The following is a 24,413-nucleotide window of genomic DNA, read 5'->3' as shown; positions in this document are numbered from 1 at the left end:
TTAGTGCTTGGCGCAGAGCTCGCGCAACGCGTCTTCGGCCTGCGCGTTGGGATGACGATCCAGCGGATAGACGTACATCGCGAAATACGTCGCGCCGCCGTTGGACATCATCATCTCGAGATTGTGCGGCTTGTCGGCGTTGTTGCCGGTTGACGACTCCGCACTACCCTTAAAGAACATCGCGGGTTGAGTGCCGCAGATGGACACCTGCCGCTGGGCCTGGATTTTCGTATCCTTGAGCTTGCCGCTTTCCATGATTTCCTTGGTATCGATCGGCTTCGAAAGATCGACTTGCCGCGGAGAGCGAAAGAGCATCAGCACTTCGTCGGAGTTGGCGGACGGCGTCCAAAACTGCATGAAACCCATGATTCCCGGCGAGGACTGCCAACCGGAAGGAGCGGTGAACGTCAATCCGTCCGCAGGGCTGCTCGTGAGACCGCACCCCGAGAGTGCAACGGCAAACAGGGCGCTGCTGAGAACGAACGCAACGGAGCGTTTCATAGGCGCGACGTTCGTCCCGAGGCGAGTTTTGTCTTGCCCGGCGTCTCGTACGACGCGATGCGCGCCCACCGATCGAAGATGAGCTCGACGTACTCGCGAGTCTCCGGATACGGCGGAACGCCGCCGTACCGCCGAACCGCCATCGGGCCGGCGTTATACGCCGCCAGCGCGGCCGTATAAGGATCGTCGTACACGCCTCGATAGGCCGTCACGTAGCCGCCGAGCAACTCGGCTGCGCCGCCGATCGCTTCGAATGGATCGCGGGGGTCGATTCCGACGTCCGCCGCCGTTTCCGGCATGAACTGCGCGATGCCGATCGCCCCTGCCGAAGAGAGTGCGTCGACGTCGTAAGCGGACTCTTGCAGCAACGTTGCCGCTAAGAACTCCGGAGGAAGATCGTTTTTGCGCGCGGCGTTTGCAGTCGCAGCCGCCAACAGCAGCGCTTCGGTTTGCGTGAGGCGCGGGTTGGTATGCAAGACCGCGCGCGCGATAGCCAGCCCCGGCTGCGTTACGGGCGCTCCGTCGCGAAGGAGTACGGCGCCTTTGAGCGCATCGACGCCAGATGGCGAGGGCCAGCTTAACGCGATGTTAAGAGCGCGCGTCAATTGTGCTGGCGCAACGAAGCGTTCGCGTGTATGGTGGACTGGAGAACTACAAGCGGTGAGTGCCAAAAACGCTGCTATGCAACGGGTGGGTATCATCAAGAAATGTTTGTAGCCGTCGCAGCCATCGTCACCCTGGTCGTTGGCGATTTTGCATCGACGTTCTTCTACCACGTTCCGCAACACGTCTGGTTCACGCTTCACCTGCGCACGCATCACGATCGCCGGCGCTCGTTTTGGGATCACGCCGTTATCTCCATGGATCCCGCGGTGCTGCTCGACGGCCTGCTGGGCGCGGTGCCTTACGTGCTCGTCGCGGCCGTATTGTGGCGCGTTTCGTGGCCGGGAGCGGTTCTGGGATTGCTGCTCGGCCAGCTTCACGTCTGGTGGCGCCATACGACCGATTTGGGCTGGCGCACTCCGGTGTGGCTCCGGGCCGTCCTGCGGCCGCTGGCGATCGTCCTTCCCGAGGACCACGACGGGCACCACCGAAACCCCGATATCGAGTTTGGCGACATCTTCCGCTTCTACGACGCCCCGGCGAGGGCGCTTTTGGCCAAGCTAGCCCCGACCAGCCGGCGCATGAGAAACGCCGCCGGACGCCGACCGACCAGGAGGGCGCCCGCGCAAGCCTAACGGGAGAGCCAATGACCAAACGGGCACTCTTTCTGATTTCAGATACGGGTGGCGGCCATCGCAGTGCCGCCAATGCCATTACGGCCGCCCTCGACGAGATCAAAAGCCCGTATCCGTTCGAACACCGAATCGAAGACGTCGCCGCCCACTGCGCCTTCCCGCTGACCCAGCTTGGGCTCGGCTACAGCATGGCCCTGCGCTACGCTCCGCCGGTCTACGGCGCGCTGTACTACGCGACCAACGGACGCCGCCGCTACAAGGCGCTGATTCGTTTTTGCGAGCCGCTCTATCGCGAGCGGCTGCGCGACCTGTTCATCAGCTATCAGCCCGACGTGATCATCTCGGTGCATCCGCTGCTCAACCACGCCGCGTTGCGGGCGCGGGCCGACGCGCACATGCAGCACGTACCGGTCATCACGGTCATTACCGACCTAGGCAAAGTGCACGAGTCGTGGCTGGTGGCCGAAGCCGACGCCGTCGTCGTTCCGGCGCGCGAAGTGTACTCGCGAGCGCTTTCGCGCGGGGTTCCACCCTCGCGCCTGCGCCTGCTCGGACACCCGATTCATCCCCAGTTCGACGACGTCACCGGATCCAAACAAGAACTGCGCGCGTCGCTGGACTTGCCGCAGGACGAGCTTATCGTCATGCTGATGGCCGGCGGAGAAGGCGGCGGAAAGCTGCTCTCCACGACCTTGGCGCTGGCTCGCGCGCGTTTGCCGATTCACATGGTCGTCGTTTGCGGCCGCAACGAACATTTGCAGCAAAAGCTCACCGAAATGAGCCGGTCGCTTCCGACGCCGATGACGGTGCTCGGATTCACCAACAAGATTCCGGAGTATTTCCGCACCGTCGATCTGCTCGTCACTAAAGCCGGACCGGGATCTCTCGCCGAAGCGAACGCGGCGCAGCTGCCCGTCGTCGTCTACGATTACATTCCGGGCCAGGAACGCGGCAACGTCGACTTCGTCCGCAACAACGGTTTAGGCTTGGTCGCGCTGCACGGTGCCGGCGAAGTCGTCAATGCGGTGCGTACGCTGATTCGCACGCCCGAACGCCTGGAGTCGATTCGCGAAAATCAAGAAAGCGTTGCGCCGCGCCGCAGCTCGCGCCGCATCGCCGCGCTGATCGCGCAGATTACCAACACGGGAACGGTTCCGGCGCAGGACGACATGCCGGCCGGCCCGCTGCGCCAAGCCGCCGGCGTCTAAGGCTGGCCGTTCCAAATAAAGCCGCCGGGAAGAATTTCCGGCGCGCGCGGTGTTTGCGAGAAATCGAAATCGTGGCGTAAGTCGCCGAGAATCTTTTCGTCTTCGCGCACGTCCGGCCGCGGATCGGGGCGCCCGTTGGTGCGCGGATCGATGCGTTCGCCGCCGAGAAAATCGTCTTCGATGAACTTCACGTACGCGTCGTGACTGAGCGTTTGGTGATCGATGAAGCCCTTGCGCGCGTAGGGACTGATGACCATTGCGGGCACGCGGATGCCGTAACCGTTTTGGTCGACGCTGGGCGGCGCGACGTGATCGTAGAAACCGCCCCAGTCGTCCCAGCTCAAGAAAATCGCCGTGCTCTTCCAGTCGGGACCCTGCATGATCGCGTCGATCAGGCCCGTGACGTACGCCTGGCCTTTGCTCACCAACGCCGGCGGATGCTCGCTATATTCGTGCGCCGGCGCGATCCACACCACGTTCGGCAGCGTCCCGTTCTTGGCGGCAACGTAAAACTGCCGCAGATCCATGACGTTCTTGAGCTCGCCGTCTTGTTTGACGGTGTCGAAATACGGCAGCACGTTCCAGATGCCGCGCGTGCGTGCGTTCATCGGGACGGCCTTGCACTGCTCTTGGTCGTACGCGCAGTCCGGCTCGGTGCCGGCCATCACGTAGTACGCCCAGCTCACGTGCTTGCGGTGCAGCAGATACGTCAAATCGGTCCAAGCGTAGTCGGGATGTCCCGGCTGGTGCAGGCGCGCGACCTGCACGCGAAAGTCCGGCGGCAAATCGGGGCTCTCCGGAGCGTTCACGCAGCTCGACGCGTCGTGCAGGCGCGAGCAGCTTGCCGACCATTCCGAAACCATGAACAAGTGCTGCGGCAGACTCCACGACGCGATGTTTTCGAACATTTTGTCTTGCAAGACGAAGTCGCGGGCGTACCGCCAATAGTTCGGGAGCTCGCGTTCGTCGTGATAACCGAGCACGTCGTTCGCGCGGACCGTGCCGCCGCAGTTCGGGTTGGCGGTATTGGCGCAGTTCTTGCGCGAGTGTGACAAGACGCGAAGGAAACCGTCCATCTTTCCGCCGTCGACGGCGTTTCGGGAAGCTCCGTAGTTATGCGGGCCTCCCCGGTTGCGATCGCGCGGATCGTGATAAGGGCGCTGGCACGCCGAGCCGTCGGGTGGAGGCACGCATACCGTAGGTTGACCGTTTTTCATCGGGATGCCGTCGGCGCCGGGAAACGTGCCGAAGTAATGATCGAAGGAGCGGTTCTCCTGCATGATGATGACGACGTGCTGGATTTTGTGAATCGGGTCGGGAGTTGGAGTGACGCCCGCAAGCGCGAGCGTCGCCAGCACGATAAGCGCGAGTTTCATAGTCCCTTACGCTCCGGCTTCATCTCCACTGCCGAGCCCACCGCGAAATGCCATCGTGGCGGCTCCGACCTGCCCGGCATCGTTACCCAGCTGCGCGACGACGATCTGGGTTGTGCCTTTCGGCACCATCGTCGTTAGCGCATCGACCGGACCGCGCACGGCATCGAGCATGAAATCGGCCGCGGTGGAAACGCCGCCGCCCAGCGCGATCATCTCGGGATTCACGAACGCGATAATATTGGCCAGACCGATGGACAGATCGGTAATGAAGTTGTTCCACGCCGCGAGAGCGTGCCGGTCACCGGCCTGCGCCGCTTTGCGAATCTTCTTCGAGCTGAGCTTGTCGCGATCGACGTCGAGCATCGTGCTGCGCGGAAACGACGGCGCCACTCCAAATGCGTGGCGGATCAGCCCGGTGCCGGACGCCTGTGCCTCAAAGCAGCCGATCTTGCCGCAAGAACAGACGAAGCCGTCACTCGGGCGAATTTGGTGGTGGCCGATCTCGCCGGCGCCCCAGCGGTTACCGAGCACCAGCTCGCCTCCGACGACGATGCCGCCGCCGATTCCGGTGCCCAGCGTGAGCAGAACGAAGTCCTTCGTCCCTTTTCCGCTGCCGAACGTGTACTCGCCGAGGGTCGCGCAGCGGGCGTCGTTGCCGACGAAGACCGGCAGGCTGAACTTCTTGCGCAACGCTTCGCCCAGCGGCACGTCGTGCCAGCCGAAGTTCGGGCTATAGAGAACGGCACCGCTCCGCGCGTCGATGTTTCCAGGGGAGCCGATGCCGATACCGGCCACTGAACTGCCCGCGTCCTTGACGGCCGCACCGATCGTGTCGTTGAGCGCCGAGATGACGGCGTCGTATCGCAGGTCCTCGAGATCCAGCTCGTGCTGCTGATGAATCGCCCCGTCGTCGGTAACGACCGCCGCGGTCACATGTGAACCACCGAGGTCGACTCCAATAGCCGTCCGCATGGTGGGACCCCTTTGTCCCTCTGGTTAAACAAGCCTTCATGGAGACTATTGACCTCATCAACCTGCGGAACTTCACGCGGCGCACCGGACAGCCCACGCATCCGGAACTCCTCGATCCTCGCCCGATGGAGCACGTAACCAAGATTGAAATCGACGAAGAACACGTCACCGTCGAGTTCGACGAGAAGATCGAACGGTATTACAACGTCAACGAAGTCACTCATCGCGAGTGGGTGTACAAGTATAACGACGATCCCGAGTTCGTAAAGGCGGTCGCGAAGGTTATCGACCTCGCGCGCAAGCACCTCAAAGATCTTCCGTACAACGTCGCGTGTCCGCCGGGATGCGCGGAGTGCTGCAGCGGCTACGAGCCCTTCGTGAGCAAGGCCGACGTGAAACGTATCGCCGATCACCTCGGCATGACCTACGACGACGTGATGAGCGAATATATCGTACCGCGGCCGTCGGCCGACGGCTTTACCGTCGGATGGGTACGCAAAGTCACCGACGACATCGGCGACAAGTGCGTGTTCCTCATGGGATCGCGCAGCGGCCGGCACTACTGCGGCATTTACGAGGCTCGCCCGAGCGACTGCGCCGACTTCACGCCGATCGGCTGCGACGACGTCGATACCGAGCTGCCGCGCAAAACCCCGTGGAAAATCGGCGCCGCATTCCAGCCAAAGCACCGTCGCGGCCGCAACGGCAAGCGCATGTAGCGTCTGGGCAGTAACGGCCTAACGTTTCGTCGTACGCAAGACCTTCCACAAGGGAGGTCTCGCGGTGCCGTTTCGATTCGTCTTCATCGCACTTATTTCAGCGTTGCTAATTGGATCCGCCCCATGCGTCGCTAAGGCGCAAACCGTTAGCCTTTCGTCGTACGAAGGGCTGCATTGGCGTTACATCGGCCCGATGCGCGGCGGTCGAACCGCTGCCGTTGCCGGAGTCGCCGGCGATCCGTTCCTCTATTACATCGGCGTCGTCAACGGCGGCATCTGGAAAACGGTCGACGCCGGACGCACGTGGGAACCGATATTCGATTCGCAGCCGACGGGATCGATCGGCGCGCTCGCCGTGGCGCCCAGCCGCAAGCGCATTATCTACGCGGGCAGCGGCGAGGGATTGCAGCGGCCCGATCTTGCGGTCGGCGACGGCGTCTATAAGTCGACCGACGGCGGCGCGACGTGGAAGAACATGGGACTGCAAGACGGTCAACAGATCGCCGGCATCGCCGTCGATCCCGTCAACTACGATCGCGCGTTGGTTGCGGTACTCGGCCATCCGTACGGTCCTAACGCCGAACGCGGCGTCTACCGCACGACCGACGGCGGCGCAACGTGGCAAAAGGTGCTTTACAAGAACGAGAACGCCGGTGCGTACGCGGTGGCGATCGATCAGCACGACCCCAACGTCGTTTACGCGACCCTCTGGGCCGCGCGCCAAGCACCGTGGGAGATCGGCAGCTCGTTCGAAATCGACGGCAGCGGCCTCTTCAAATCGATCGACGGCGGCACGACCTGGGCGCAGCTCACCGACGGCCTGCCAAAACGTGTCGGGCGCACCGAGGTCGCGATCGCGCCGAGCGATTCGAAAGTCGTCTATACCTACGCCGACGTCGAAGTCCGCGGCGACGAAGGCGGCGCGCTCTATCGCAGCGACGACGCCGGCGCGCATTTCGTGAAGGTCAATGACGCCGCGCCCATCGCCGAGCGCGGCGACGATCTCGTTTCGATCGCCGTCGATCCGCGCGACCCCGACACGGTGTACCTGACGAACACGACGACCTATCGTTCGAACGACGGGGGCAAGACGTTCCGCGCGATCAAAGGCGCGCCCGGCGGTGACGATTACCACGCGATCTGGGTCAACCCCAACGACCCCAAGGTCTTCATTCTCGGGAGCGATCAAGGCGCGACGATCACGCTGGACGATGCGAAAACGTGGAGCTCGTGGTACAACCAGCCGACCGCGCAGATGTTCCACGTGTTCGCCGACGACCGGTTTCCGTACTTAGTCTGCGGCGGACAACAGGAGAGCGGCTCGGCGTGCGTAAGCAGCCGCGGCAACTGGGGTGAGACGACGGAGCGAGATTGGCATCCGGTCGGCGCGTTCGAATACGGATACGTCGTCGAGGATCCGCTGCATCAAGGCACGTTCTACGGCGCGAAAGTCGAGAAGTTTACGGAACGCACCGGCCAAACGCAAGAAGTCGGTCCGGTGCCGCTTCGCTCTAAACGCTACCGCAACGTGCGCACCGAGCCGCTGATCTTCGATCACTTCAACAAGCACCGGCTGTATTCGGGCGCCAACGTCATCTTCGCTACCGACAACGGCGGCCAGAGCTGGCGTGCAATCAGCCCCGACCTCACGCGCGCTAATCCGGCGGTACCGAGCGTCATCACGGCGTTTGAGTCCGACGATCCGCAAAACGGGAAGGCTCGCGGCGTCGTCTACGCGATCGCACCGTCGTACCGGCACGCCGGAACCATCTGGGCAGGAACCGACGACGGGTGCATTTGGATCACGCGCGACTACGGAGCGCACTGGAAGAACGTTACTCCGGCCGCGCTGACGCCATGGAGCAAGATCGCCCAAATCGACGCGTCGCGCGTCGACGACAACACGGCCTTCGTCGCCGTGAACCGCTTCCGCCTCGACGATCTCCGCCCGTACGTCTACGTTACGCACGACGGCGGCGCGCATTGGCAGCTGCGCGTCGACGGATTGCCCAACCAGCCCGTGAACGCGGTGCGCCAAGATCCCGTCGTACCGCAGCTATTATACGCTGCGACTGAGAACGGTGTGTACGTTTCGTTCGACGCCGGCGCACAATGGCAGCCGCTGCAGCAGAACCTGCCGCACACGTCGGTGCGCGATCTCGTCGTGCACGACAACGATCTCGCGATCGCGACGCACGGCCGCGGATTCTGGATCCTCGACGACGTCGAGCCGCTGCGGGCGCTGGCGCGCAACCCGCACCTGGGCGCCTTCCATCTCTTCGCGCCCGAACTCGCATATCGCGTGCACTGGAGCACCAACACCGACACACCGCTCCCACCCGAAGAGCCGACCGGACAGAATCCGCCCGACGGTGCGATCGTCGATTACGCGCTCGACTCGTCGGTACAGAACGTCTCGATCGCGATCTACGATCCTCGCGGAACGCTCGTGCGCCGCTACTCGAGCGACGACCCGCCCCCCGCGCCGATTCCCGATCTCGACAAGCCGTCGTTCTGGGAGCGTCCGTTCACGCGTCCGAGCACGCTCGCGGGCATGCACCGGTTCGTCTGGAACTTGCGCGAGCCCGATCCTAAGGCCGTCGCGCAAGATCTCTCGATGGGCGCCGTCCCGCACGACACGCCGCGAACGCCGCAAGGCGTGCTGGTCGTTCCCGGCCGCTATCTCGTACGTCTGACCGTCGACGGCAAGAGCGTCGATCGCAGCTTAACCGTCGCGCTCGATCCGCGCGTGACGGTTTCCTCGGCGGCGCTCCGGCAGCAGTACGACCTCGCGCACAAGATCGCGGAACTCATCGACCGTTCCTACGAGGACGCGCAACGCGCGAAAGGCGGAGGCCATCGCGACGCCGCCGGTGCGTTCGAGACGATCAACGGCGGACTGAGCTTCTTGCTCGCGGCAGTCGACGACGCCGACGCCCCTCCGACGACGCAGGCAACGGCCGCCGCGACGGTACTCGAGAGCCGCCTGAAGGATGCCGAGAAACGGTTACGATAAGGTGCTCCCTATGAAGAGCCTTCGTTTAACCCTCACGGCGGCAGCGCTGGTGGCACTCGGTGGTGCGACGCTCGTCGCAGCGCACGCGGCGACCACTGCGGTGACCGTCGACATGAAAGCCCTCAACGGATCCGGCGAAACCGGCACCGCGACCTTGACTCAAGGACCCGACGGCGTCAAGGTTGTCGTTTCGCTCAAGAACGCGCCGGCCGAGGCGCAGCCAACGCACATCCATATCGGCACGTGCGCAAACATCTCGAAGGCGCCCGAATACGCGCTGGTCAGCCTCGAAAACGGAAGCTCGACCACCGTCGTCAAGGGCGTTTCGCTCGACGACCTGCTCAAAGGGCACTACGCGATCAACGTGCACAAGAGCGCGTCGGACCTCGGCACTTACGTTTCGTGCGGAGACATCAAAGCCTCATAAGGACCATCGCATAACTCGGCGAACGGAGGACGTTGCTATGCAGCGTCCTTCTTTTGTTTCTCGATTCGGAGAGCCGCCCGAAGACCGGCTTCCCGACGATATCCGTGCGATCTACGAAGCCAATCGCGCCAAGATCGGCTTCGTCCCCAACGTCTTTCGCGCGTACGCGCGCCGGCCCGAGCACTTTCGTGCCTTCATGGGCTATCACGACGTGCTCATGAAGGGCGAGGGCGGCTTGAGCCGGGCCGAGCGCGAGGCAATCGTCGTTGCGGTATCGTCGGAAAACCGCTGTCAATACTGCCTGACCGCTCACGGTGCCGCTCTGCGAATCCTCGGAAAGGATCCCATTGTGGCCGAGCAGATCGCCAACAACTGGCGCACCGCCGATCTCTCTCCTCGCCTGCGAGCGATTCTTTCGTTCGCGTCGCGCGTAAACGAACCGGCCTTCGCGGCGTCCGATGAAGAGATCGAAGCGCTGCGCGCGGCCGGCTTGAGCGACGACGACGTCTGGGACGTCGCCGCGATTGCAGCCTTTTTCGGGTTCTCGAACCGCATGGCCGGTCTCATGGACATGCGCCCGAATCCGGAGTTCTATTCGATGGGGCGTCAATAATGTTTCATCATCCTGCAGTTCGCAACGTCAACGATATTCAGGCCCAACAGACGTCGGTTACGGAGAAGCTGTGTCAGCGCATCGCAGCTGGGACCGGCGCTCCGCTGACGCTCGTCGCAGTGATTGTCTTTCAAATCATCTGGATCGTGGTCGGTCAGATCACGAAGATGGATCCGTTTCCGTTCGTCTTTATGTTAACGGTCTCGAACGTCGTTCAACTGGTCCTGATCGTGGTGGTCGCCGTTGCCGGCCGCCAGCAATCGCTGCACGACACTATTCGAGCCGACGAGGACCACTCGACGATCTCACGTCTGCTCTATCACCAGCAAGCGCAGGAAGCGCTGCTCCTGCAGATCGCGGAAAAGGCGGGGATCGACACGACGGAGCTGCGTGCTACCGTCGCTAAGCTCGCGCAGCCCGACGCGCCCCGATCATCGCCGTCATCGTAACGACCCAAGCGCACAAACCCAGAAACGCGCCGAGCGCGCACGCATTCTTCGAAGGCAAGAGTAAGCCCGCGGCCAATGCGGCGACCGCAAGTTGGAACAGGACGAACGAAAGCCACGCGAGCCGCGCGTCGAGCAGTTCGATCGGGCGTGTCTCGTCATCCTCGCCGCGGTAGATCGTCGATACGAGACGAACGCCGATGTGGAAGACGTGCGCGTCGACCATTTGCGCGACCCACCCCATCAGCAAGACGAAGACGTACGCAGCTTGCCACGGATGCCCTAAAAGAACGCCCGCTCCCAACACCATCGCGACGGCGAGCCACACGAGTGCCGCCGCGACGAACGCTTTCGGCGGACCGTGCGGATTCGTCGATCGCAGGAGCACGTCGCTCGTATCGACCACGTACGCGGCCGCGCCGAGCGCGAGCAGCGCCGCACCGATCCACGTCATGGTTTCCGACCCTAGAGCCAGGCCGGCCGGCAGCACGAGTGCGCCGACGAGCGTCGCGGTTCCGACGACGATATGCATTGCGGTCCAGCGCGATCGCGTACCCGTGATGGGCCGCAGCGTGCATGCCGACACGCCGTAGATCAGCAACGTCAGCCAACCAAATAGCGCGACGTTCGCATGCGCGCCGGGAAGCCGCGAGATCCACGACACACCGAAAGCGCCGGTCAGCGCCCACGCCAAGCTCAGTCCCAACGCGATCGCCAGCGCCAACATCGCAAGCGTCATGGCGAAGGCGCGCGCAACGGCGCGATCGATGCGATCCTCCGAGCGGAACGCTCCGGCGAGCGTCTCCCACGCGGTGACCAGGTACGTGAGGAGCGCGATCGCGACGACCGACGCAGCGATACCGAGCGCGGGCACGGCGACGCACAGCGTAACGACGAACGCCGCGATCGCCGCGGCGGCGATGCCGACGCAAACGCGTGCGAGCGATTCGTGCTTCCACGTCACGTCGAGAAACGCCGGGATCGCGTGGAGCAGAATCGAGAACGCGGTCACGGTAATCCATCCTAAGGCAACCAGATGGATCCACGCGATCGCGGGCAGCACCGTCGGATCTGCGTGTAACCACATTGCAATCGAGAGGGCGAGCAGCCACGACGCGCCGTGGCAAAGTTGGCCGAAGAGCAGCCCCGCCGGCGGTATCCAATGTCGCCTAGCGAACATGCGCGAAACGAACGCTAACCGACGATGGCCGCGAAATGTTTGCCGTCGACGTTGCCGCCGCTAATGACGGCTCCCACGCGTTTTCCGTCGAGACCGGCGATGCGGTGATGCAGCAGCGCGGCGATGGCTGCGGCACCGCTCGGCTCGACGACGAGTTTGAGCCTCGCAAAGGCAAAGCGTACCGCCTCGCGCAGTTCGTCGTCACTCACCGTGACGATGGCGCACGCGTGGCGCCGCGCGATTTCGAAAGTCAACTCGCCCGGCGACGTCGTCTGCAATCCGTCGGCAATCGTTTTAGGAACGCCGATCGTTACGCGCTCGCTTCGTGCGAGGGATTGCGCGAAGTCGTCGCCGGCCTCCGGTTCGACACCGTAGATCTCGATCGCCGGATCGATGCCGTGCGCCGCCAGCGCGGTGCCGCCCATTAACCCCCCGCCGCCGACCGGCGTTACGATTGCATCGAGCGCTCCTGCGTCGGCAAGCAACTCGAGCGCAGCCGTTCCCGCGCCGGCGACGATGCGTGGATCGTCGAACGGCGGAACGATGGTGGCGCCGCGCTCGGCGGCGATTGCTGCTGCGATCTCTTCGCGATGCGATCGCTCGCGCTCGTACAGCACCACCTCGGCGCCATATCCGCGCGTCGCGTCGAGCTTGACGGATGGAGCGTCGGTGGGCATGACGATCGTCGCCGGGATGGAGAGCAGCCGCGCCGCGAGTGCGACGCCCTGTGCGTGGTTACCGCTCGAGAATGCAACGACGCCGGCGCGCCGCTGCTCCGGCGAAAGCGACGACAAGAGATTGTACGCGCCGCGAAACTTGAACGCACCCATGCGCTGCACGTTCTCGCACTTGAGGTACACCTTGGCGCCGCAGCGCTCGTCGAGGGTTCGCGAACGGACCGCCGGAGTATGATGCGCAACGCCGCGCAGACGCTCCGCGGCGGCTTGAACGTCGGAGAACCCGACCGGAAGCGGCGTTAGGTCTGTCCCTGCACCATGTGGAAGTGCCAATCGACGACTTTCCCTTCCTCGTTCAAGCGCATCGTTTCCAAGTAGTCGTGCTTGTCGAATTTGACGGTAAAGCAGTGCTCCCCGGGCGAGCAGCCGTCGGTCGTCTCCTTAACCGAGCGCAGCGACCCTTGCTCGGAAAGCTCGTCGGACCACTCGGCGATCTGGACGCGCGTGATGTGCGTACCCTTGGCAAGGTCGTTCTGAACCGGTCCGAAGTCGTTGTTCATCGCCGCGCGCGTCAACTTCTCGGCTTCGCGCTCGTACCGATTTTGGAACGAACACGCCGTCAACAGCGCGACGGCGAGCAGGGCAAACGCTCTTTTCATGCTACAGCCTCCTTGGACGTGTCGGCCGAGAATCGCACGAAACTCAACGCCGGGTTCCATTCGTGGGCGAGACGCAGGCTCCACTCGCTTTCGAAGAGCGCGACCGGACGCCCGTCCCAGTCTTCCACTAACCGCGCGTTCGAGGGCAGCTGCGCGCGCGCAATCGAGTCGCGCTCGCCTTCGACGTGCCGCGCCAAGGTGAAGGGCAGCGTCGTAAAGACCGTTTTGACGTTGTATTCCGACTCCAGGCGGTACTTGGCGACCTCGAACTGCAGCTCGCCGACGACGGCGAGGATCGGTTCGGTCCGCATCGACCCCCACGGATAGAAGACTTGCACGGCGCCCTCCTCGCGCAATTGTGCGATTCCTTTGCCGAACGATTTATAGCTCGATGTATCGATACTCCGGACGGCCGCGAAATGTTCCGGCGCAAAGGCCGGGATCGCGGCGAACTCCACCGGAGGTCCGTCAAAGAGCGCGTCGCCGATCGCAAAGACTCCCGGGTTGGCCAGGCCGACCACGTCGCCGGCAAAGGCGACGTCGAGCGACTCGCGCTCGTCGGCGAAAAGGCGCATCGCGCGCGAGAGCCTGACGGCGTTGCCGGTTCTCCCGTTGCGGACCGTCATGTCGCGCTCGAACTTTCCCGAACAGACGCGCACGAAAGCGATGCGATCGCGGTGCCGCGGATCCATGTTCGCCTGAATCTTGAAGACGAAACCGGTGAACTCTTCGTCGTCGGCGGCCACTTGCGATCGCGGCACCGGCGTGGGAGCCATTTCAACGAACTCGTCGAGAAAGAGCTGTACGCCGAAGTTCGTCACCGCGCTGCCGAAAAACACCGGCGTACTCGCTCCGCGCAGCATCGCGTCACGATCGAACCGTTCGCCGGCGCCTTCGAGCAGCTCGATGCCCTCGAGAAACTGCGCGTGCGTATGCTCGTCGACGAGCGCGGCGAGCTGCGGATCGCGGACGTCGGTGACCGACAGCGTCGCGCGCGCAGCACCGTGAGCGGATCGTTCGAACAAGTGAACGGCATGCGTACGGCGATCGTAGACACCCCGGAACTGCTCGCCGCTGCCCAGCGGCCAGTTCATCGGATAGGCGCCGATGCCCAGCACGCTCTCGAGTTCGTCGAGCAGCTCGAGCGGATCGCGGCTCGGACGATCGAGTTTGTTCATGAACGTGAAGAGCGGGATGCCGCGCTCGCGGCAGATCGCGAACAGTTTTTTCGTCTGCGGCTCGACGCCTTTGGCCGCGTCGATGAGCATGACCGCGCTGTCGGCCGCCAACAGCGTGCGGTACGTATCCTCGCCGAAATCTTGGTGGCCGGGCGTATCGAGCAAGTTGATGACGTGGTCGCGATACGGAAACTGCAGAACGGTCGACGTGATCGAAATTCCGCGCTCGCGCTCGAGCGCCATCCAGTCGCTGGTCGCCTGACGCTGCCGCTTCCGCGCCGAAACTTGACCGGCGACGTGAATCGCTCCGCCGTACAATAGGAGCTTTTCGGTAAGGGTCGTCTTACCGGCGTCGGGATGCGAGATGATGGCGAACGTTCGCCGCTTGAGAACTTCTTCTGCGATGCTCATTGTCGGTCGTTACCGTTGTGCCGGTTGGTACACCCGAAGCTCCGTGCCGCCGCCCTCGATGCGCAGCAGGGCCAACGTCTGCGCGGTACGGTAGAAGCGAACCTTCGGCGGAATGCGGAACCGATCGGCGCCCCGCGAGACGAATGCTTCGTCGCCGGTCAGCGAAATCGTGCAATCCCCGTAGCGCAAGGCCGCCGGAGGCTGCACCGGCACCGAACCGGCCGGCAAATGCGCCACCGTGTAGTCCGCCGATCCGGTCGTCTCCGACACTTGTACCAAGCACTCGGGGAGAGCCGACAAGGCCCACGGCGCGTCACCCTGCAGCGGTACGGAACCGGCGCCCCCAAGGGGAGTCGACGCCACCGGTTTTGGCGGAGCCGACGCGTACACCGACGCGATTTTGATCCGAATCAAATCGCGATTCATCCACCCGGCAACGGCGATCGCGACGGCAAAAACGATGATGGTCGAGATGAAAAGGTAACGAAGCACTCAGGACGAGTGCGCTACAGCCACATGCGCGCCGCGCCGATGCAATAGTCGCCCATGCCGTAGTACACGTCGAAAACGCGTTCGCCGAGATCCGTGCGCGGATCGATGCCGGTAGGGAAGACGACGTTGTTGACGACGCCGACGCGCTCGCGTTCGTCGAGCGGTTCGAAGATCGGCGCGGGCGAGCGATAGAGAATTCGATCGGGACGCTCGACGTCGTGGATGACGATGCCGCTGCTGTAGCGCAGCGACGGTTTGCCGCGCGGACTCTTGACGGCATCGACGCCGTGGAACAGCGACATCCAGCCTTCCGCGATCCGCACGGGCGGCGTTCCGCCGCCGATCTTGATCGATCCCCAGTTTGCGTCGGGCGAAAGCACCAGCACGCTTTCGGTGACTTCGAGCAGGTTCGAACGATCGCGCATGACCGCGTCGAGCGGCACGTACGCGATGCGAATCGATTCGCGATCCTCGAACGGCATGCGTTCGATCATCGGTATGGCTGCGCGTCCGTCGACCGCCGACAGATGCAGCATTGGACGGTGGTAGAACGCCAGCGAACGCACGCCGCTCGGCGAGAGCACCGGTTCGGGGAAGAAGGCCCCGTCTTTATCGTCGCCGATCGAAACGCCCGCGCCCTCGAATCGCACCAATCCCAGACGTTCCCAGCGATACGCATCGCTCGAGATCGCGATCGCAATGCGCGGACCGAGCGGACCGAACGCCGTGTACGACATGACGTAGGCTTTGAGCGCCGGCACGAAAGTAACGCGCGGATCCTCGCATCCGTAGCCGGGATGCGGGCGCAGCTCGTAGTCGGCTTGCGGCTCGAGCGCGTAGCCTTCTCGCTTGACGTCGAAACCGACGTCGAGCGCCTGCGTACGCACCAGACCGACGCGCGAAATATTGCCCGTTTCCACGCAGCGCGGATAGAGCAGCAGTTCTCCGCCCGGCGCGCGAGCCGCCGCGGGATTGAGAATGCCGCCGGCCTCGGCGGGTTCTCCGTTGGGTTCGAGGACCAAGCCCAAGCGCTCGACGCGGACGTCGAGTTCGAGAACCGGCTCGGGTTGGCGTAGTGGCCGTGGAGAAAGCACTGGTGAAGGTATCGTCCTAACTGGTCGCAGCCTTAGGGGAGAAAGGTCGTCGCGATCGGTGCGGCGCTCGGCGTGACGACGTCGACCCGAACTCCGCGCCGATAGACGCTGTTGGGAACGATCCACAGCGTGTACGTGCGATAACTCGGTGAAGGTTCGCCGCCGTCGGCGGGATCCTGTTCGAACGCGACCACGCGCACCCGCTGGTCGTTGGCGCGGATCGACTCGATGATCTGTTTGTAACCACTGCGGTCGTGAGGCCCCATAAGTAATATGACCCCAAACTCCCCCTTGAAGTGTACCGGCGCGTGTATACCCAACTTCGCCAAATCTTCGGGGTTGCGGACGATGAGGATTTGGTCCCCGCCCAGCACGGTGGTCGTCCCCTGAGAAAGGGTCTGCACCCGTACTTCGCGGCATCCGACCAGGAGCAATAGGCCCAAAACGGCCCACCAGCGCTTCACGGCCCACCGCCTTCGCCTGCTTCCCGCGCCGGCCTCCCCCGAAGGCAAGATTTCATACGCCTCCAATCACCATGTCTTCAATGCCGCAGCCCGAAAAGGTCATTGTGCTACGGACTTGCGGCGGCTACGCTGGAAGTCAACCGTGAAGACCCTGCGATATCTCGCCTGGGCGACGGACCTCGTCGCCTTGGGAACCATCATGCTGGGAAGCTGGACCCGCATCAACGGCGCGGGCCTGACCTGCCCGGATTGGCCGCTGTGCCAGGGTCGCGTCATGCCCCCAATGGCCAACGGCACCGTTTTCGAGTTCACGCACCGCGTGTTTGCAGTCGGCATCGCACCGCTGGTGGCCGGCCTCCTGGTTGCAGCGTGGCGGCGGCGCGATCGCTCGCCGTTCATCATGCCGACGATGGTTGCGATAGGTCTCTTTTTCTTCGTGCAGGTGTTGCTTGGCGCTGCGACCGTGCGCTTGGGTAACTCTCCGATTTCCGTCGTGCTGCACTGGGGAACGGCAATGGCGTTCGTAGCGGCGGTCTCGGCCATGGGAATCTTTGCCGCAGCAACCGACTCCGCGCATGAGAGCTGCGGCGGCACCCGAAACGCGGTAGCGATGGCGGGTGTGATGGCCGGGACTTCGATCATTGCGTTTCTTACCATGTGCGTCGGTGCTTACGTGAGCTCCAGCGGCGCTGGCCTCGCGTGTCTCTCGATTCCGGGCTGCGCCGGCAACGTCGTCGTGTATACCCAGGGACAAGCCGTGCAGATGCTGCATCGCATCGCAGCCGGAGGGACGCTCGTTTGTGCCGCCGGATCGCTCGCATTTGCGTTCGCGCGGCCCGCGAGCGCGCGCGTACGCGCGGCCGTTTGTGCGGGCGTCGCGCTGGTCTGCGTGCAGGTACTGCTCGGATTGCTCAACGTCGCCTTGCGATTACCAACGGATTTGCGCGAAGCGCACGCGATCAACGCCGCGCTGGTCTTCTTATCGTTCGTCGTCGCCACCACGTTTGCGATGCTCGACGCACGAGCGTTTTCCGCGCCGCAAACCGAAGCGGTGCGCGCGTGATCGCCCGGATCGCCGATTACTACGAGCTGAGCAAGCCCCGTATCATCGTCTTGCTGCTCGTCACGACGCTGGCCGCGATGATCATGGCGGCGCGCGGCGTGCCCTCGTTGTGGCTGATTCTTTGGACCCTGCTCGGCGGCGCGCTTTCGGCCGCTTCGGCCGGTGCTCTCAACTGCGCCTACGATGCCGACATCGACGCCATCATGCAGCGCACGCGTCTGCGCCCGATCCCGCAAGGACGAGTGTCGCGCCGCGATGCCGTGATCTACGCACTGCTCGCCGGCGCGCTCGGGTTTGCGATGCTCTACGTCTTGGTCAATCCGCTTGCGGCATGGCTTTCGCTGGCCGGCAACGCGTACTACGTCGGCATCTACACGATGTGGCTCAAGCGCATCACGCCGCTCAACATCGTCATCGGGGGCGCGGCCGGATCGGTGCCGCCACTGGTCGGATGGGCCGCCGTAACGCACGCGATCGGCGGCCCGGCGCTCGGACTCTTCGCGCTGATCTTTCTGTGGACGCCGCCGCACTTCTGGTCGCTCTCGCTGATGACCGAGCTCGACTACGAAAAAGCGCGCATCCCGATGTTCCCTAACGTCTACGGCGAAGACCGGACTAAGCGCGAGATCGTGTACTACAGCATCATTCTCGTGTTGGCGTCGCTCGCGCTCTATCCGTTGCACGTCATGGGCGCGCTGTACTTCGGCGCCGCCGCCGTTTTGGGTGGAATCTTTCTGCTCGAAGCGTGGCGCACGTGGCGGGAACGCGACGGCAAGGTGTACGCACGCCAACTGTTTCGCTATTCGCTCGTTTACCTCGCGCTCATGTGCGCCGTCATGGTGATCGACCGCATTATCATTTCGTGACACGGCTTCTCGTCACGCTGGGTTTAGGGGTGTTCGCCGGCGCGCTCGATTTGAGCGTGCTTTCCCCGGCACTCCCCGCCATCGGACGCGACCTGAGCGTACAAACGAGCGATCTGGCGTGGATCTTTACGCTGTATCTGCTCGTCACCGTCGTGTCGATCGCCATCGCCAGCACGCTCGCGGATCGCTACGGGCGGCGCGTCGTCTATCTCGGATGCATCGGCCTCTTTGCCGCCGGAAGCATCGTGGCGATCGTCGCGCCGACGTACGGAATCCTTCTCTTCGCGCGCGCGTTGCAGGCGCTGGGCGCCGGAGGCATCTTTCCCGTCGCAACCGCCGCGATCGGCGACGTCGTTCCCGCCGAGCGGCGCGGAGCGGCACTCGGGATGGTTGCCGCGACGTGGGGACTTGCCGCGGTTATCGGTCCGCTCGTGGGCGGACTCATCGCGCACTTCATCGCGTGGCGGTGGATCTTCGTTCCGAATCTTCCGCTGGCGGCAGTCGTTTTTTGGTTTGCGCGGCTAGACGTTCCGGTGGACGCGCCGCGGCGGCGCGAACCGCTCGACGGCGTCGGTCTGCTGCTGTTGTGCCTCGGTTTGCTCGGCGTCATGGACGGATTGATCGCGACGCGTCCGGTCATCGGTATCCTCGGAGTGGGGGCACTCTTTGCCTTTTGGTTATGGGAACGGCTGTCGGCCCATCCGATCGTTCCGCTGGAACTGTTGCGCGCACCGCAGCTTACCAAAACGTACGCCCTGGAGATCGTGATCGGCGTGCTCGAAGGCTCGCTCTTCTTCATTCCGACCGTGCTCGTCGGCGCGCAGGATCTTTCTTCCGCCGCCGCAGGCGCGATAGCGGCGCTCGGTGCGCTCACGTTCGTCATCGTCATTCCGGCGTCGGGTCGCGCGCTCGATCGTGTCGGCAGTCGCGACGTGCTGCTGGTCGGTACCGTATTAACGGAAATCGGGTTAGCGATCTTCGCGCTCGGCTTTGAATCCATGGGACTCGCGGTGTTGGCGATGATCGTTGCCGGAGCCGGATTCGGCGCGCTGCTCGGAGCGCCGACGCGCTACATCGTTACGAACGAAACGCACGAGCGAACGCGCGCGACCGCGATCGGCTTGCTCAGCCAATGTCTCATCGTCGGTCAGATTTTCGGCAGCTCGCTTGCCGGCGGTCTCATCGGCATGGGCAAGAGCGAGTTAATGGGCTACCGTCACGCCTATCTGGCGTTTTGCGCCGTCGCGTTTATCGCGATCGTCCTTACCGCGATGCTCAAGCCGCGGCGGGGCGAGCGTAGCGAGCCCGCCGCCGGCGCGGCTTGAGCCAGGACCCGCTCAAACGCCGACCAATCATGTTTTCGTATGGCCACCCATCGGGTCGAGAACCAGCCGCCGCCGCTCGAAAACTATAACGTCTTCCTAAGCGATCGCGCGCTGGTCGAAGCGCTCGCGCGCGAGGCACCCGGTGCGTCGTCGAACGAGCTGACGACGCTCGGCGCGCTTGCCGGTAAACCCGAAACGATCGCGCTTGGGTTCGACGCCAACGAGCACGAGCCGGAGCTGCGTACGCACGACCGGTTCGGCCGTCGCATTGACGAAGTGCGCTTTCATCCCGCGTGGCACGAGTTGCTGCACAGCGCGACTGCGTACGGACTGCACGGCACGCCGTGGGAGGACGCGCAGCCGTATCCACACGTTCGGCGCGCCGCGAAGTTTTTCGTGTGGTCGCACGTCGAGTCGGGCCACGGCTGCCCGATCTCGATGACCTATGCAGCCGTGCCGGCAATACGGCTGCAACCGGAAATTGCGTCGGCCTGGGTTCCGGCCTTTGCGCGGCGCGCTTACGATCCGCGACTCGTGCCGCTCGCCGAGAAAAACGCCGCGCTCTGCGGCATGGGCATGACCGAGAAACAAGGCGGGTCGGACGTTCGCGCCAACACGACGCGCGCCGTGCCGGCGTCCCGGCCTGGTCCCGGGAACGAATATCTGCTCACCGGCCACAAGTGGTTCTGCTCTGCGCCGATGTGCGACGCGTTTCTCGTGCTCGCGCAGGCCGGTGCGGGGCTGACGTGCTTTTTCGTTCCGCGCGTGCTCGCCGATGGAAGCCGAAATCCGTTTGCGATCCAGCGTCTCAAGCACAAGCTCGGCAACCGCAGCAACGCGTCGAGCGAAATCGAACTCGACGGCACCCACGGCTGGATGATCGGTGAAGAGGGACGCGGCGTACGGACGATCGTCGAGATGGTCAACCATACGCGGCTCGATTGCATCGTCGGCTCCGCCGGACTGATTCACGAAGCGCTCGTTCAAGCGATCCACCATGCGACCCACCGCAGCACGTTCGGCGCGCCGCTGATCGATCGTCCGCTGATGCAAAACGTTCTAGCCGACGTCGCGCTCGAGTCCGAAGGGGCGATCGCACTCTTTATGCGCGTCGCACGCGCAATCGACGACGCACCACACGACGAGCGCGCCGCTGCGCTCAAGCGCATCGGCACCGCGGTCGGAAAATACTACGTCTGCAAGCGGGCGCCGGGCGTCGTCGGCGAGGCGCTCGAGTGTCTAGGCGGCAACGGTTACGTCGAAGAGTCGATCATGCCGCGCTTGTACCGGGAGGCACCCGTGAACTCGATCTGGGAGGGATCGGGTAACATCAATGCACTGGACGTGTTACGCATCGTTCGAAAACAGCCCGAGTCACTTGCGGCGTTGCGCGCCGAAATCGAACCCGTCGCGGACGACCCGCGCGTTGCGGCGGAGTTGTCCGCCCTCGAGCGCGACGTGAGCGACGTTTCCGCGCTGGAAGTCCGCGCGCGGTCGGTGGCCGAGCGGCTGGCGCTGCTGTGGCAGGCGTCGCTGTTGGTGCAGCACGCTCCACAGGCCGTTGCCGACGCGTTCGTCGAGAGCCGCCTGGGGCGCGGCGGCCGCACCATGGGAACGCTCAACGCGACGGCCGCGGTCCGCGAGATCGTGGAACGCGCGTCGCCGCACGGAGTACCCATTCCCGTATGAAACCGACGCTCGACGCGCGGGCGCGCTTTCTCCCCAGCCGGCCGTGGACGGAAAAGGAGCGCCGCATCGTTTGGTGCGGCCTCACCGGACGATTTTCACTTGCGATCGAGCCGCTCATCGGCATGTTCTTCATGGCGTTCATCACGCTGGGAATTATCTGGCGCGCGCATCACGTGCCGGCCGACGCGACGCTCATCAAGATCGCGTGGATCTTCGCGCTGGGCTTCATCGCCTTCTTTGGTTACTTCGTCGCCGTGCTGTTCGCGCCGTTCACGGCGTACGTTCAAACGTTCAGGCCGATCTATACCCTCGACGGTTACGTGCGTTACCGGCACCCCGACGAAAGTTCGGAAATCGACGGCTGCGGTTACGTCGCCGCACTCTTCCCCGATCAAACCGTCGCGTGTGAGTGGGAGTGGCTCGGGAAGAAAAAGCTTCCCGATCTCACGATTCCCGCAATGGTCGAGTTCTCGGTCTACGGCGGCGTGCACAAGATCGACGGCAAACCCACCGGACTCGTCCCCGACGACGATCTTCCGCCGCTGGCGATCGGCATCGCCACCCGCCACGGCTACCGCCAGGATTTGCCCTAGCTCACGCTACTTCTCGTCGTGATGGAAGCGCGACTAGGAGGAACTGCAGCCGTGAGTCCATTAGAACTTCGTATGGCCCATCTAGAGGGTGCCTACGAACAAACGAGTCAGCGCCTTGCCGCCATCGATCTGCGTTTCGATGCCATCGACCGCAGATTTGACGCCGTCGACCGCAAGATCGACGATTTACGTACCGCCGTCTATGACCGGATCGATTCCCTCAGGCTCGATCTCAATGGCAAGATCGATCAACGCTTTATGTGGACGGTAGGCATCATTGCCGGCACTTGGCTTACGACGATCCTCTCGATCTTCTTACACCATTAACGCGTGAAGTTCATGGCGCGGCTCGCGCCGGACGCCGCCGCCGAACGAACGTGCCGGCTTCCTGATCGGGCATCGCTTGGATGCTCGGGACCGCGGGCGGCGGCAAGGATACGACCCGCTGCTCGACGATGCGCAGCGCATCGGCCGTAGGCGGCAGGGAGGGAGTGCTCGCGTCGCCGGGCTCGCCGAAGCCGAAGGCCGCGGTGAGATCGCCGCAGGTGTCGCGCCGCCATTGTGTGAGGTTGGCCACTTCTACGCCGAAGCGGGCTTCGATCAGTCGCAAGGTCGAGGTATGGTCGAACGTCGTGCCGCAAACGTAACCGCCGCGCGAAAACGGCGAGACGACCAGACACGGAACGCGAAAGCCCAAGCCAATCGGTGCGCCGCCCACATATTCGCCCGCAGTGCCCGCCGGCGGCGTGGGCGGCGCGACGTGATCGAAGAGCCCGTCATTTTCATCGTAGACGAGGACGAACGCCGTGCGCGACCACAGCCTCGGATTCGACCAGAACGCTTCGAGAATCTGACGTACGTAGTTTTCGCCGGCCGCCGGAAGCATGTCGGGGTGTTCGCATGCGTCGTAGGGCGGAACGATCCAAGTGACCGACGGAAGATTGCCGGTTGCGATGTCGGAGAGCAGCGTCTGCACCGAGCGCTGCCTGACGGCGTTCTCGTAAAGCCCCGAGGTCTTCGGCGCGTCTTGAAACGCCGCGAAGTTCATGATGACGTCGAGACCGACCGGGAATGCGACGCTGACCTCCGGGCGATAGATCTTCCACGAGACGCCGGCGCGCTCCAAGCGCTGCGCGTAGGTTTCCCACGAGTAACGCGTGCCTCGATTATTCATCGCCGGGCCGCCGTAGGCGCCGTCGGGATCGATCGTGCCGGTCATCCACATGTAGCGATTTGGGTTTGTCGGCCCCAACACCGAGCTGTGGTAGCCGTCGCAGATCGTAAACGCGTCGGCTAGCGCGTAGTGGAACGGCAGATCGGAACGACGATAGTAGCCCATCGTGAGCGGAGCGCTGCTGCCGTCGGTCTTGCGGTGTGCCGGAACCCAGGCATCCATGCGTCCGCCGTTCCACGAGGCGTGCAGCGCGTTCCACGCGTGGCTGAGATCGTGCAGGCGCTGCGCACTGGTGGTGAGCGTGTCGAGATGGAAAGGGAGAACGTAGCCCGCGGTGGAGTGTGGGTCGGGCTGGTAGAAGACGGGGCGCCCGTTTGGAAGCAGCGCAGCTTTCGCATCGGCGAAACCGCGCACGCCCGAGAGCGTACCGAAGTAGTGATCGAACGAACGGTTCTCTTGCATCAAAATCACGATATGATCGATATCGGTGAGTTTCGACGGCAGCGTCTGCGCGAGCGCGGGGCGCGCCCACTCGACGTATGGCGCCAGCGTTGCCGCGGCGACGGTTGAGAGAAAGCGAAGTCGTGAGGGCGCGCTCATGGGGCGCGCTATTATTTATGTTGTCCTAGAGGGACGCGCAAGGTCGTGTTGGCCGGCCAGTGGTGGCCCCAACCCGAGCTCATAACCGAGGCACCGCCGATGAAGAATATGCCGATGATGCCCACGATCGCCACGTAGTATACCATCGTCGGAACGCCGCGGCTTTCGGGAACTTTACTGAAGTCGAGACGCTCATCATCGCGAACGATCATCGTCCTTACGCCTTTCCGAACGTGCCGATGACGCCGGCACCGGCCAACAGTGCGACGATCGCACCGACGCCGAGCAGGAGCAGCATAAGCTTGAAAACGTGATTTTCAACGCCAGGCGTCTTCCAATCTTTCCACAGCGCGTAGAACGCGACGATGCCGACGATGACGCCGCCGGCGATGGCTCCGACCTTTTCCAAGATCACGATGTTCATGCGGCGGT

General features: G+C 63.7%; 27 protein-coding genes. 13 read left to right on the top strand and 14 right to left on the bottom strand.

Going from position 1 to position 24,413, the window contains the following annotated elements; translation table 11 throughout:
- Together VGG89_07005 and VGG89_07000 are read right to left on the bottom strand one after the other, a co-directional pair.
- The gene (locus tag VGG89_07005; GenBank protein HEY1976272.1) at positions 1-501 is read right to left on the bottom strand and encodes a hypothetical protein; all 501 of its coding nucleotides are present in this window, start codon (positions 499-501) and stop codon (positions 1-3) included.
- On the bottom strand, positions 498-1,106 hold the full coding sequence (locus tag VGG89_07000) for a lytic transglycosylase domain-containing protein (GenBank protein ID HEY1976271.1): 609 nt from the start codon (positions 1,104-1,106) through the stop codon (positions 498-500). Before VGG89_07000 ends, VGG89_07005 begins: the two co-directional genes overlap by 4 nt.
- A 102-nt stretch (positions 1,107-1,208) precedes the next feature.
- On the opposite strand from VGG89_07000, the gene VGG89_06995 reads away from it, so the two are divergent.
- Complete coding sequence (locus VGG89_06995; protein ID HEY1976270.1) at positions 1,209-1,739, top strand: hypothetical protein; 531 nt, start codon at positions 1,209-1,211, stop codon at positions 1,737-1,739.
- A gap of 11 nt (positions 1,740-1,750) precedes the next feature.
- Entirely contained in the window at positions 1,751-2,947 is a 1,197-nt protein-coding gene (locus VGG89_06990; GenBank protein HEY1976269.1) for a glycosyltransferase, read from the top strand.
- On the opposite strand, the gene VGG89_06985 is transcribed toward VGG89_06990, so the two are convergent.
- Both VGG89_06985 and VGG89_06980 read right to left on the bottom strand, forming a co-directional pair.
- Positions 2,944-4,323 carry an alkaline phosphatase family protein gene (locus VGG89_06985; GenBank protein ID HEY1976268.1) on the bottom strand — a complete coding sequence of 460 codons (1,380 nt, stop codon included), beginning with the start codon at positions 4,321-4,323 and terminating at the stop codon, positions 2,944-2,946. The two genes, VGG89_06990 and VGG89_06985, sit on opposite strands and share 4 nt — an antisense overlap.
- A gap of 6 nt (positions 4,324-4,329) precedes the next feature.
- Positions 4,330-5,295 carry an ROK family protein gene (locus tag VGG89_06980; GenBank protein HEY1976267.1) on the bottom strand — a complete coding sequence of 322 codons (966 nt, stop codon included), beginning with the start codon at positions 5,293-5,295 and terminating at the stop codon, positions 4,330-4,332.
- A 38-nt stretch (positions 5,296-5,333) separates the two neighbouring features.
- Here VGG89_06980 and VGG89_06975 point away from each other — a divergent pair, with 38 nt between their 5' ends.
- From VGG89_06975 to VGG89_06955, 5 genes are all read left to right on the top strand, one after another.
- Positions 5,334-6,014 carry a YkgJ family cysteine cluster protein gene (locus VGG89_06975; GenBank protein HEY1976266.1) on the top strand — a complete coding sequence of 227 codons (681 nt, stop codon included), beginning with the start codon at positions 5,334-5,336 and terminating at the stop codon, positions 6,012-6,014.
- Between the two features lie 64 nt (positions 6,015-6,078).
- Positions 6,079-9,030 (top strand): hypothetical protein, encoded by a 2,952-nt coding sequence (locus VGG89_06970; GenBank protein ID HEY1976265.1) that lies wholly within the window; start codon positions 6,079-6,081, stop codon positions 9,028-9,030.
- Between the two features lie 10 nt (positions 9,031-9,040).
- A complete protein-coding gene (locus VGG89_06965) occupies positions 9,041-9,457 on the top strand; it encodes a hypothetical protein (GenBank protein HEY1976264.1) in 417 nt (138 codons plus the stop codon).
- Between the two features lie 37 nt (positions 9,458-9,494).
- Positions 9,495-10,070, top strand: coding sequence for a peroxidase-related enzyme (locus VGG89_06960; GenBank protein HEY1976263.1), 576 nt, complete (start codon positions 9,495-9,497; stop codon positions 10,068-10,070).
- On the top strand, positions 10,070-10,519 hold the full coding sequence (locus VGG89_06955) for a hypothetical protein (GenBank protein HEY1976262.1): 450 nt from the start codon (positions 10,070-10,072) through the stop codon (positions 10,517-10,519). Before VGG89_06960 ends, VGG89_06955 begins: the two co-directional genes overlap by 1 nt.
- Here the strand turns inward: VGG89_06955 and VGG89_06950 are convergent.
- The 7 genes from VGG89_06950 to VGG89_06920 are packed head-to-tail and all read right to left on the bottom strand — an operon-like array spanning position 10,473 to position 16,671.
- Positions 10,473-11,696 (bottom strand): hypothetical protein, encoded by a 1,224-nt coding sequence (locus tag VGG89_06950; GenBank protein HEY1976261.1) that lies wholly within the window; start codon positions 11,694-11,696, stop codon positions 10,473-10,475. The two genes, VGG89_06955 and VGG89_06950, sit on opposite strands and share 47 nt — an antisense overlap.
- 14 nt (positions 11,697-11,710) lie before the next feature.
- Positions 11,711-12,706, bottom strand: coding sequence for a pyridoxal-phosphate dependent enzyme (locus tag VGG89_06945; GenBank protein HEY1976260.1), 996 nt, complete (start codon positions 12,704-12,706; stop codon positions 11,711-11,713).
- Complete coding sequence (locus VGG89_06940) at positions 12,673-13,032, bottom strand: hypothetical protein (GenBank protein HEY1976259.1); 360 nt, start codon at positions 13,030-13,032, stop codon at positions 12,673-12,675. The genes VGG89_06945 and VGG89_06940 overlap by 34 nt, the downstream gene beginning before the upstream one ends.
- Positions 13,029-14,621: a peptide chain release factor 3 gene (locus VGG89_06935; protein ID HEY1976258.1), complete on the bottom strand. Its 1,593-nt coding sequence runs from the start codon at positions 14,619-14,621 to the stop codon at positions 13,029-13,031. The genes VGG89_06940 and VGG89_06935 overlap by 4 nt, the downstream gene beginning before the upstream one ends.
- A gap of 9 nt (positions 14,622-14,630) precedes the next feature.
- Positions 14,631-15,113 carry a hypothetical protein gene (locus VGG89_06930; GenBank protein HEY1976257.1) on the bottom strand — a complete coding sequence of 161 codons (483 nt, stop codon included), beginning with the start codon at positions 15,111-15,113 and terminating at the stop codon, positions 14,631-14,633.
- A 14-nt stretch (positions 15,114-15,127) separates the two neighbouring features.
- A complete protein-coding gene (locus VGG89_06925) occupies positions 15,128-16,207 on the bottom strand; it encodes a hypothetical protein (protein ID HEY1976256.1) in 1,080 nt (359 codons plus the stop codon).
- A 32-nt stretch (positions 16,208-16,239) separates the two neighbouring features.
- Entirely contained in the window at positions 16,240-16,671 is a 432-nt protein-coding gene (locus VGG89_06920; GenBank protein ID HEY1976255.1) for a hypothetical protein, read from the bottom strand.
- 142 nt (positions 16,672-16,813) lie between these two features.
- Here VGG89_06920 and VGG89_06915 point away from each other — a divergent pair, with 142 nt between their 5' ends.
- From VGG89_06915 to VGG89_06890, 6 genes are all read left to right on the top strand, one after another.
- A complete protein-coding gene (locus VGG89_06915; GenBank protein HEY1976254.1) occupies positions 16,814-17,734 on the top strand; it encodes a COX15/CtaA family protein in 921 nt (306 codons plus the stop codon).
- Positions 17,731-18,600 carry a heme o synthase gene (locus VGG89_06910; GenBank protein ID HEY1976253.1) on the top strand — a complete coding sequence of 290 codons (870 nt, stop codon included), beginning with the start codon at positions 17,731-17,733 and terminating at the stop codon, positions 18,598-18,600. The genes VGG89_06915 and VGG89_06910 overlap by 4 nt, the downstream gene beginning before the upstream one ends.
- Complete coding sequence (locus tag VGG89_06905; protein ID HEY1976252.1) at positions 18,597-19,925, top strand: MFS transporter; 1,329 nt, start codon at positions 18,597-18,599, stop codon at positions 19,923-19,925. Before VGG89_06910 ends, VGG89_06905 begins: the two co-directional genes overlap by 4 nt.
- Positions 19,926-19,964: 39 nt before the next feature.
- Positions 19,965-21,614 carry an acyl-CoA dehydrogenase family protein gene (locus VGG89_06900; protein HEY1976251.1) on the top strand — a complete coding sequence of 550 codons (1,650 nt, stop codon included), beginning with the start codon at positions 19,965-19,967 and terminating at the stop codon, positions 21,612-21,614.
- Positions 21,611-22,207, top strand: coding sequence for a hypothetical protein (locus tag VGG89_06895; protein HEY1976250.1), 597 nt, complete (start codon positions 21,611-21,613; stop codon positions 22,205-22,207). The genes VGG89_06900 and VGG89_06895 overlap by 4 nt, the downstream gene beginning before the upstream one ends.
- Positions 22,208-22,279: 72 nt before the next feature.
- A complete protein-coding gene (locus tag VGG89_06890) occupies positions 22,280-22,534 on the top strand; it encodes a hypothetical protein (GenBank protein ID HEY1976249.1) in 255 nt (84 codons plus the stop codon).
- A gap of 10 nt (positions 22,535-22,544) precedes the next feature.
- Here the strand turns inward: VGG89_06890 and VGG89_06885 are convergent, their stop codons facing one another.
- Genes VGG89_06885 through VGG89_06875 form a run of 3 tightly spaced genes read right to left on the bottom strand, consistent with a single transcriptional unit; the run spans position 22,545 to position 24,405 of the window.
- Positions 22,545-23,981: an alkaline phosphatase family protein gene (locus tag VGG89_06885; protein ID HEY1976248.1), complete on the bottom strand. Its 1,437-nt coding sequence runs from the start codon at positions 23,979-23,981 to the stop codon at positions 22,545-22,547.
- An 11-nt stretch (positions 23,982-23,992) separates the two neighbouring features.
- On the bottom strand, positions 23,993-24,193 hold the full coding sequence (locus VGG89_06880) for a hypothetical protein (GenBank protein HEY1976247.1): 201 nt from the start codon (positions 24,191-24,193) through the stop codon (positions 23,993-23,995).
- 5 nt (positions 24,194-24,198) lie between these two features.
- Positions 24,199-24,405 (bottom strand): hypothetical protein, encoded by a 207-nt coding sequence (locus VGG89_06875; protein HEY1976246.1) that lies wholly within the window; start codon positions 24,403-24,405, stop codon positions 24,199-24,201.
- Positions 24,406-24,413 lie beyond the last annotated feature (8 nt).

Source organism: Candidatus Baltobacteraceae bacterium (assembly GCA_036488875.1).
In the GTDB taxonomy this organism is placed as follows: Bacteria; Vulcanimicrobiota; Vulcanimicrobiia; order Vulcanimicrobiales; family Vulcanimicrobiaceae; genus JAFAHZ01.
The sequence above is the reverse complement of the archived record's forward strand: the minus strand, read 5'-3'. Positions and strand labels throughout refer to the sequence as shown.